Source organism: Blastomonas sp. 34TW (assembly GCF_059803595.1).
Genome location: NZ_JAPFGW010000023.1, coordinates 18822 through 27664 on the forward strand (window position 1 = coordinate 18822; position 8843 = coordinate 27664).

General features: G+C 62.9%; 2 protein-coding genes. Both read left to right on the forward strand.

Annotated features, from left to right (window positions below; translation table 11 throughout):
• Positions 1-135 precede the first annotated feature (135 nt).
• Positions 136-4314 (forward strand): DNA-directed RNA polymerase subunit beta, encoded by a 4179-nt coding sequence (rpoB, locus tag OPU69_RS18970; RefSeq protein WP_060979802.1) that lies wholly within the window; start codon positions 136-138, stop codon positions 4312-4314.
• A 127-nt stretch (positions 4315-4441) separates the two neighbouring features.
• The gene (gene rpoC / locus OPU69_RS18975; RefSeq protein ID WP_498513077.1) at positions 4442-8653 is read left to right on the forward strand and encodes a DNA-directed RNA polymerase subunit beta'; all 4212 of its coding nucleotides are present in this window, start codon (positions 4442-4444) and stop codon (positions 8651-8653) included.
• The last annotated feature ends 190 nt before the right edge of the window (positions 8654-8843 follow it).

Here is an 8843-nt window from a genome sequence, read left to right on the forward strand (position 1 = left end):
ACCTGCCGAACGAAGGAAGCTTCAGGGATAATCTGACGCGATAGGCTGCGGTTCATGGGGTTCTCATGAGCTTGCGGCCTTTTGGCGTCTTTGTGCGCCCCGAATCGATAGACACGAAAAGGCGAAGACACGTTTATGGCAACTTCCGCACGAGCATCGGCCGCCACCAAGCCGACCCCGATGAAGCGTATCCGCAAGATCTTCGGTGACATCCACGAAGTCAGCGAAATGCCGAACCTCATCGAGGTCCAGCGCGAGAGCTACGAACAGTTCCTGCGTTCGGATCCCTCGATCGGTTATGTTTCGGGCCTGGAAAAGACGCTGCGCAGCGTCTTCCCGATCCGCGACTTTGCCGGAACCGCCGAGCTCGACTTCGTTCACTATGAACTCGAGTCGCCCAAATACGATGTCGAGGAATGCCGTCAGCGCGGCATCACCTATGCAGCGCCGATGAAGGTGACGCTGCGCCTGATCGTGTTCGAGGTCGATGCCGAGACCGAAAGCCGCTCCGTGCTCGATATCAAGGAGCAGGACGTGTACATGGGCGACATGCCGCTGATGACCGCGAACGGCACGTTCGTGATCAACGGCACCGAGCGCGTGATCGTCAGCCAGATGCACCGTTCGCCGGGCGTGCTGTTCGATCATGACCGCGGCAAGACCCATTCGTCGGGCAAGTATCTCTTTGCTGCGCGCGTCATCCCCTATCGCGGTTCGTGGCTCGATTTCGAATTCGACGCCAAGGACATCGTCAACGTGCGTATCGACCGCAAGCGCAAGCTGCCGGTCACCTCGCTGCTGTATGCGCTCGGCCTCAACGACGAGGAAATCCTCGACTATTTCTACGAGACCGTGACCTATGAGCGCGGCACCGGCGGTTGGAAGATCCCGTTCGTCGCCGAACAGTGGCGCGGCATGAAGCCGGCGTTCGACATTGTCGATGCCGCAACCGGCGAAGTCGCGTTCAAGGCGGGCGACAAGATTACCCCGCGCGCCGCCGCCAAGGCCGCCAAGGATGGCCTGACCAGCCTGCTGATCCCGACCGAGGAAATCTTCGGCCGTTACAGCGCCTATGACCTGATCAACGAGCAGACCGGCGAAATCTATATCGAAGCGGGCGACGAGGTCACCGCCGAGAATCTGGAAAAGCTCGACAAGGCCGGGATCGACCAGCTGGTGCTGCTCGACATCGACCATGTCACCACAGGGCCCTGGATCCGCAACACGATGAAGGCCGACAAGGCCGACAGCCGCGACATGGGTCTCGATGCGATCTATCGCGTGATGCGCCCCGGCGAACCGCCGACGCGCGAAACCGCCGATGCGCTGTTCGAAGGCCTGTTCTTCGATCCCGAGCGCTATGACCTCTCAGCCGTGGGCCGCGTCAAGCTCAACATGCGCCTCGAGCTCGACTGCGAGGACACCGTCACCACGCTGCGCCGCGAGGACATTCTGGCGGTCGTCAAGACGCTGGTCGATCTCAAGGACGGCAAGGGCGAAGTCGACGATATCGACAATCTCGGCAACCGCCGCGTCCGCTCGGTGGGCGAGCTGCTGGAAAACCAGTATCGCGTCGGCCTGCTGCGCATGGAACGCGCGGTCAAGGAGCGCATGAGCTCGGTCGACGTGTCGACCGTCATGCCGAACGACCTGATCAACGCCAAACCGGCGGTCGCCGCGGTGCGCGAGTTCTTCGGCTCGTCGCAGCTGTCGCAGTTCATGGACCAGACCAACCCGCTGGCCGAAGTCACCCACAAGCGCCGCGTCTCGGCGCTTGGCCCGGGCGGTCTCACCCGGGAGCGCGCAGGCTTCGAAGTCCGCGACGTTCACCCGACCCACTATGGTCGTATCTGCCCGATCGAAACGCCCGAAGGCCCGAACATTGGTCTGATCAACTCGCTCGCCTCGTTCAGCCGCGTGAACAAGTACGGCTTTATCGAAACCCCGTATCGCAAGGTGATCGACGGCAAGGTGACCGACGAGGTCGTGTATCTCTCGGCCATGGAAGAGGCCAAGCACACGATCGCGCAGGCGAATGCCGAGCTGAACGACGATGGCAGCTTTGCCGAGGATATCGTTTCGGCCCGCCAGGCCGGCGAATTCCTGATGGCCCCGCGCGACATCATCACGCTGATGGACGTGTCACCGAAGCAGCTCGTCTCGGTCGCGGCATCGCTCATTCCGTTCCTGGAAAACGATGACGCCAACCGCGCGCTGATGGGATCGAACATGCAGCGTCAGGCCGTGCCGCTGGTGCGCGCCGAAGCGCCGTTCGTCGGCACCGGTATGGAAGAGACCGTGGCGCGCGATTCGGGCGCTGCGATCGCCGCCAAGCGCGCCGGTATCGTCGATCAGGTCGACGCGACCCGCATCGTGATCCGCGCCACCGGCTCGGTGGATTCGGGCAAGTCGGGCGTCGACATCTACACGCTGATGAAGTTCCAGCGGTCGAACCAGAACACCTGCATCAACCAGCGCCCGCTGGTGAAGGTGGGTGACGTGATCAACGAAGGCGACATCATCGCCGACGGTCCGTCGACTGATCTGGGCGAACTGGCGCTGGGCCGCAACGCGCTCGTCGCGTTCATGCCCTGGAACGGCTATAACTACGAGGACTCGATCCTCATCAGCGAACGCATCGTGAAGGATGACGTGTTCACCTCGATCCATATCGAGGAGTTCGAGGTCATGGCGCGCGATACCAAGCTGGGCCCCGAGGACATCACCCGCGACATCCCCAATGTCGGCGAAGAAGCGCTGCGCAACCTCGACGAGGCGGGCATCGTCTATATCGGTGCGGAAGTGCATCCGGGCGACATCCTGGTCGGCAAGATCACGCCCAAGGGCGAAAGCCCGATGACGCCGGAAGAAAAGCTGCTGCGCGCGATCTTCGGCGAAAAGGCGAGCGACGTCCGCGACACCTCGCTGCGTCTGTCGCCGGGCGTGTCGGGCACCGTGGTCGAGGTCCGAGTGTTCAACCGTCACGGCATCGACAAGGACGAGCGTGCGCTGGCGATCGAACGCGAGGAAATCGAGCGTCTGACCAAGGACCGCGAGGACGAGCGGGCGATTCTGAACCGTGCCACCTATAACCGCCTGCGCGAAATGCTGGTCGGTCAGGTCGCATCGGCTGCGCCCAAGGGCGTGAAGAAGGGCGTCGTCATCGACGAGGCGCTGCTCGACGAGGTCGAGAAGCACCTGTGGTGGAAGTTCGCGGTCGAGGACGATGCGGTTCAGGCTGATCTCGAAGCCGTCAAGGCCCAGTATGACGAGGCCGTGACCCGCATCACCGAGAAGTTCGATGACCGTCGCGAGAAGCTGGAGCGCGGTGACGAGCTGGCTCCGGGCGTGCTCAAGATGGTCAAGGTGTTCGTCGCGGTGAAGCGCAAGTTGCAGCCGGGCGACAAGATGGCCGGACGTCACGGCAACAAGGGGATCATCAGCCGCATCCTGCCGATCGAGGACATGCCGTTCCTCGAAGACGGCACGCATGTCGACTTCGTGCTCAACCCGCTGGGTGTGCCGAGCCGCATGAATGTCGGCCAGATTTTCGAAACCCATCTGGGCTGGGCCGCGCGCGGTCTGGGCCAGCAGATTTCGAAGGCGCTGGACGAATGGCGCGAGGCCAATCCGAATCCGGAAGCCGGACCGCCGCCCGATGCCGTTCGCGAGAAGCTGAAATATGTCTACGGCCCCGAATATCATGCCGAGATCGACAACCGTTCGGATGACGGCGTGGTCGAACTGGCCGGCCTGCTGCGCAACGGCGTTCCGATGGGCACCCCGGTGTTCGACGGTGCGCGCGAGGCGGACGTGTCGCGGATGCTGGAGCGTGCGGGTCTCGACCCGTCAGGCCAGGTCGATCTGTACGATGGCCGTACCGGCGACAAGTTCGACCGCAAGGTGACTGTGGGCTATATCTACATGCTCAAGCTGCACCACCTGGTCGACGACAAGATCCACGCACGTTCGATCGGCCCCTACAGCCTCGTCACCCAGCAGCCGCTGGGCGGCAAGGCCCAGTTCGGTGGCCAGCGCTTCGGGGAAATGGAGGTCTGGGCGCTCCAGGCCTATGGCGCGGCCTATACGCTGCAGGAAATGCTGACGGTGAAGTCCGACGACGTGGTCGGCCGCACCAAGGTCTATGAGGCGATCGTCAAGGGTGACGACACGTTCGAGGCCGGCATCCCTGAAAGCTTCAACGTGCTGGTCAAGGAAATGCGCTCGCTGGGCCTGAACGTCGAGCTGAACTCGCTCGACGCGCTGCCCGATCCGGACGAAGGCCCGGACGCACTGCCGGAAGCCGCGGAGTAAGATTGTCCCTCCCTCTCCCCTTCGCAGGGAGAGGGCCGGGGAGAGGGGGAGTCACAGGCTTCCCTCGGCGAAAGCCCCTCTCCCAACCCTCTCCCCTGAAGGGGAGAGGGCTTAAATGGAGCAGAAAATGAACGAACTGACCAAATTCAACAATCCCGCCGTGAAGCCGGAAACCTTCGACGAGATCCAGATCGGTCTCGCCAGCCCCGAGCGCATCCGGTCGTGGTCCTTCGGCGAGATCAAGAAGCCCGAAACGATCAACTATCGCACGTTCAAGCCCGAGCGTGACGGCCTGTTCTGCGCGCGCATCTTCGGTCCGGTGAAGGATTACGAGTGCCTGTGCGGCAAGTACAAGCGGATGAAGTACAAGGGCATCGTCTGCGAAAAGTGCGGCGTGGAAGTGACCGTGACCAAGGTGCGCCGCGAGCGCATGGGCCATATCGAGCTGGCCGCGCCGGTCGCGCACATCTGGTTCCTCAAGTCGCTGCCCTCGCGCATCGGCCTTCTGCTCGACATGCAGCTCAAGCAGCTCGAGCGCGTGCTGTATTTCGAAAGCTATGTCGTGATCGAGCCGGGCCTGACCAGCCTGGAAAAGTATCAGCTGCTGACCGAAGATGAGCTGCTCGACGCGCAGGACGAGTTCGGCGAGGACGCCTTCTCGGCCGGTATCGGTGCCGAAGCCGTGCGCCAGATGCTGATGGATCTGGACCTCGAGCAGGAGCGCGCCGACCTGCTGCAGGAGCTTGAGACGACCAAGTCGGAACTCAAGCCCAAGAAGATCATCAAGCGCCTGAAGGTCGTGGAATCGTTCATCGATTCCGGCAACCGTCCCGAATGGATGATCCTGGAAGTCATCCCCGTGATCCCGCCCGAGCTGCGCCCGCTGGTGCCGCTGGACGGTGGCCGCTTCGCGACCTCTGACCTCAATGACCTGTATCGCCGCGTCATCAACCGCAACAACCGCCTGAAGCGGCTGATGGAATTGCGTGCGCCGGACATCATCGTGCGTAACGAAAAGCGCATGCTGCAGGAAGCCGTGGATGCGCTGTTCGACAACGGCCGTCGTGGCCGCATCATCACCGGTGCGAACAAGCGTCCGCTGAAGTCGCTGTCCGACATGCTCAAGGGCAAGCAGGGCCGTTTCCGTCAGAACCTGCTCGGCAAGCGCGTCGACTATTCGGGCCGTTCGGTCATCGTGACCGGTCCGGAACTCAAGCTGCACCAGTGCGGCCTGCCCAAGAAGATGGCGCTCGAGCTGTTCAAGCCGTTCATCTACGCGCGTCTCGACGCCAAGGGTCTGTCGATGACCCTGAAGCAGGCGAAGAAGTGGGTGGAAAAGGAGCGCAAGGAAGTCTGGGACATCCTCGACGAGGTGATCCGCGAGCATCCCGTGATGCTCAACCGCGCACCGACGCTGCACCGTCTGGGCATCCAAGCGTTCGAACCCGTGCTGATCGAGGGCAAGGCGATCCAGCTGCACCCGCTGGTCTGCTCGGCCTTCAACGCCGACTTCGACGGTGACCAGATGGCCGTCCACGTGCCGCTGTCGCTGGAAGCCCAGCTGGAAGCGCGCGTGCTGATGATGTCGACCAACAACATCCTCTCGCCCGCCAACGGCAAGCCGATCATCGTGCCCTCGCAGGACATGGTGCTGGGTCTTTATTATCTGTCGATGGACCGCGAAGGCGAGCCGGGCGAAGGCATGCTGATGGCGGACATCGCCGAAGTGCATCAGGCGCTCGAAGTGGGTGCGGTGACGCTCCACTCGAAGGTCATCGCCCGCGTTCCGCAGACCGACGAACAGGGCAACCAGTATCTGAAGCGCTACCAGACGACGCCGGGCCGTATGCTCATCGGCGAATGTCTGCCCAAGAGCCACAAGGTGCCCTTCGATGTCGTCAACCGCCTTCTCACCAAGAAGGAAATCGGCGACGTCATCGATCAGGTCTATCGTCACACCGGCCAGAAGGACACCGTCCTGTTCGCCGACGCGATCATGGGCCTGGGCTTCCGTCACGCCTGCCGCGCCGGCATCTCGTTCGGCAAGGACGACATGATCATTCCGGACAGCAAGGAGCGTCTGGTCGACGAGACCCGTGCGCTGGTTGCCGACTATGAGCAGCAGTACCAGGATGGTCTGATCACCCAGCAGGAAAAGTACAACAAGGTGATCGACGCCTGGAGCCGTTGCGGCGACCAGGTCGCGAATGCCATGATGGAAGAGATCAAGGCGACGCCGAAGGACGAGCATGGCCGCGAAGCCCCGGTCAACTCGATCTACATGATGAGCCATTCGGGTGCGCGTGGTTCGCCAGCGCAGATGAAGCAGCTTGCCGGTATGCGTGGTCTGATGGCCAAGCCGTCGGGCGAGATCATCGAAACGCCGATCATCTCGAACTTCAAGGAAGGCCTGACCGTTCTGGAGTATTTCAACTCCACCCACGGCGCGCGCAAGGGTCTGGCGGATACGGCGCTCAAGACGGCAAACTCGGGTTACCTGACCCGCCGTCTGGTCGACGTCAGCCAGGACTGCGTCATCGTGCAGGAAGACTGCGGTACCGAACGGGCGCTGGAAATGCGCGCGATCGTGCAGGGCGGTTCGGTCATCGCCTCGCTCGGCGAGCGCATCCTGGGCCGCACCCTGGCCGAGGACATCGTCGATGCGAAGTCGGGCGAAGTCGTCGTCGCCAAGGACACGCTGCTCGATGAAGCCGCTGTGGCGTCGATCGAGGCTCTGGGCATCCAGGCAGCGCGCATCCGTTCGCCGCTGATCTGCGAAGCGACCCAGGGCGTGTGCGGCAAGTGCTATGGCCGTGACCTCGCTCGCGGTACGCCGGTGAACATCGGCGAGGCGGTCGGCGTCATTGCTGCGCAGTCGATCGGTGAACCGGGCACGCAGCTCACCATGCGTACCTTCCATATCGGCGGTGCGGCGCAGCTCAACGAGCAGTCGAACCTCGAAGCGGTGGCCGATGGCACGCTGCAGTACCGGGATATCCCGACCATCGTGAACAAGCGCGGCCAGCGCCTGTCGCTCGCCCGTAACGGCGAGATCGCGATCGTCGACAAGGAAGGCCGCGAGCGTGCGGTCCACCGCATCCCGTACGGCACGGTTCTGCTGGTCGACGACAATGGTGAAGTGAACATCGGCGATCGCATTGCCGAATGGGACCCGTTCACCATGCCGGTGATCACCGATACCAGCGGTGTCGTGAAGTATCAGGACCTGATCGACGGCAAGACGCTGGTCGAACAGACCGACGATGCCACCGGTATCGCGCAGCGCGTGGTCGTGGAATTCCGCGGATCGAGCAAGGCGAAGTCCAAGGAAGACCTGCGTCCCCGCCTCACCCTGCTGGACGAGGATTCGGGCGAAGCGGCGCGCTATATGCTTGCCGTGGGCGCGATGCTCTCGGTCGAGGATGGCCAGAAGGTCGAAGCTGGCGATGTTCTCGCCCGCGTCAGCCGTGAAGCCGCCAAGACCCGTGACATCACCGGTGGTCTGCCGCGCGTGGCCGAGCTGTTCGAGGCGCGCAAGCCCAAGGACAATGCGATCATTGCCAAGGTCTCGGGCCGCATCGAGTTCGTCCGCGACTACAAGGCCAAGCGCAAGATCGCGATCCACCCGGAAGAGGGCGAACCGGTCGAGTATCTGGTGCCGAAGTCGAAGGTCATCGACGTCCAGGAAGGCGACTATGTCAAGAAGGGCGACAACCTGATCTCGGGTTCGCCTGATCCGCACGACATTCTGGAAGTGCTGGGCGTGGAAGCGCTGGCCGAATATCTGGTCAGCGAAATCCAGGAAGTCTATCGCTTGCAGGGCGTGAAGATCAACGACAAGCACATCGAGGTGATCGTTCGCCAGATGCTGCAGAAGGTCGAGATCACCGATGGCGGCGATACCACGCTGCTGCCGGGCGAACAGCTCGATGCCGAGGAGATGAATGAGGTCAACGCCCGTCTGCCCGAAGGCAAGAAGTTTGCCGAAGGCAAGCCGGTGCTGCTCGGCATCACCAAGGCTTCGCTGCAGACGCGTTCGTTCATCTCGGCTGCATCGTTCCAGGAAACCACCCGGGTGCTCACCCAGGCGGCGGTGGAAGGCAAGCGGGACTCGCTGATCGGCCTGAAGGAAAACGTGATCGTCGGTCGTCTGATCCCGGCGGGCACCGGTGCAGGCATGGCGCGCATCCGCATCGCCGCGAACAGCCGCGACGCCGCGCTCCGCGCTCAACAGCGTGCGCTGCAAAAGGCGATGGCAGCGGCGAATGAGGTCGAGGCGGCACCCGCCCCGGCACCGGTTGCTGCCGAAGCCGAAGCGGTGGACAGCGACGCCGAATAAGCCTCGCGTTCACCCTGGGCCACGCCCGGGGAGCCGACATGACAAGACCCCGCCGGAAGCGCATTCCGGCGGGGTTTTTGTTGTCTGCTACTCGGGCGAATGCGGGATGCAGCGTAACCCTGCGGTGAGGGCCGCCTTGCGCTGATTTGGTCGCGTGCCGAGAAGGCACCGGTGCAAGCGCTGGTGCTTG